The sequence below is a fragment of the Allobosea rubneri genome, assembly GCF_032464875.1.
Lineage (GTDB): Bacteria > Pseudomonadota > Alphaproteobacteria > Rhizobiales > Beijerinckiaceae > Allobosea > Allobosea rubneri.
In genome coordinates, this window is record NZ_JAWDID010000128.1 from 1 (window position 1) to 1,223 (window position 1,223).

Annotated in this window: 1 protein-coding gene; it reads right to left on the minus strand. The window is 57.6% G+C overall.

Annotation, left to right across the window (positions count from 1 at the left end):
- Positions 1-365 precede the first annotated feature (365 nt).
- On the minus strand, positions 366-560 hold the full coding sequence (locus tag RKE40_RS29575) for a hypothetical protein (RefSeq protein WP_316021725.1): 195 nt from the start codon (positions 558-560) through the stop codon (positions 366-368).
- Between the last annotated feature and the right edge of the window lie 663 nt (positions 561-1,223).

A 1,223-nucleotide genomic window follows, 5' to 3' on the forward strand; every position in this document is an offset into this window, starting at 1 on the left:
CGATTCGCTGACGGATTTCGGAGGCCTTACCATTGGAGAATTGCTCCGGTAGCCGATCAACCCCGTACTCATCGTGCGCTCATAAAGTCCTCAGCGCAATCTCTCTTTCATCGGCGGAGTAATCGCTCAGGAAGCGCTTCGCATGAGGCAGCCGTTGTGGCACTGCGAGCGGAGATTGCGCGCGTCAGGCAGATAAAGTCCTCATCGGGCGTCAGTGAATGCTCGCTTGCCGAGCCAAAGGCCGAGAAATGAAAAGAGGCCCAGAGTCGCGCCCACCTCAACCGTTCCCAATACGAAGCTGCTAAATACCGCAACTGCGACGCTGAAAAGTGCGATTGCCACGCCCCGGCTCTTCCAGCATCACGTCAAGAAACACTCGTTCGCTTCTTCGTCGGAAGTTCGGGTTCGGGATCGAGGCTATCTTTCGCCACTTCTTCAGCGAACGATCTTTGTTGTTCGGCGAGCAATTTTTCGAGGGTTTTACGGCGACCGAGGTCCACCTCCAGAACAAGAAGCTCCTGGAAACGCTCGATATTTAACCGATGAATGAAATCACGCATTCCCCTACCCCATCGGCTGAAGCGACTGAGCGGGAGCGCAATTATCTCTCTGTCGTCGGAAGCCCAAAAGGTCCTAAGCGACGATGACCAAAGCTTACTACAAGGCGCCACCTCGAACAAGACAATTGGCTACGGCTACCTTAGATCGCATGGCTAAAAAAACGACCTGGCCACGCACGAGCGAGACCGGGCCGCTGTGGAATGTGTTTCCGTCACAAAGTACAATCGACGGACCTTCGGCAGAGCGGGAGCATGTCTCAGCCATGCACAAGCTCAAACCCCTCACGGTGACGTCTGCGATCGAGGAGCAAGGCCGCGCGCGGCTGATGCTGCGGATGCCGCAGCACCGACAGGCATTTGCCGGCGTTCCAAGCGACCGTTTTCTGGCCTCTGCGAGGCCTATGAACTGGCGTGGAATGCTCTTAGCCACTGGTCCCAATCGCCGGCCGCCGAGCATGCTGATCGCGTGCAAGAGTACCGCACAATCATGGCAGAGCTGGAACGCGAGGCGGCGCACTACGCCGCAGTTCGGAACGAGAAAAAGGTTGGGCCATTGGGCTCGCGTCGCGGATGCGATGCGGCGGTGGCCGATGCGCTTTAGGCTCCACCGATCCAGCCCAGCGGATCAGGGAGAAGAGCGATGGAGTGCTTTGTTGGCTTGGA

Coding starts and splice junctions, on each gene's coding strand:
- RKE40_RS29575 (WP_316021725.1), bottom strand. CDS start 560: ATGCGTGATTTCATTCATCGGTTAAATATCGAGCGTTTCCAGGAGCTT.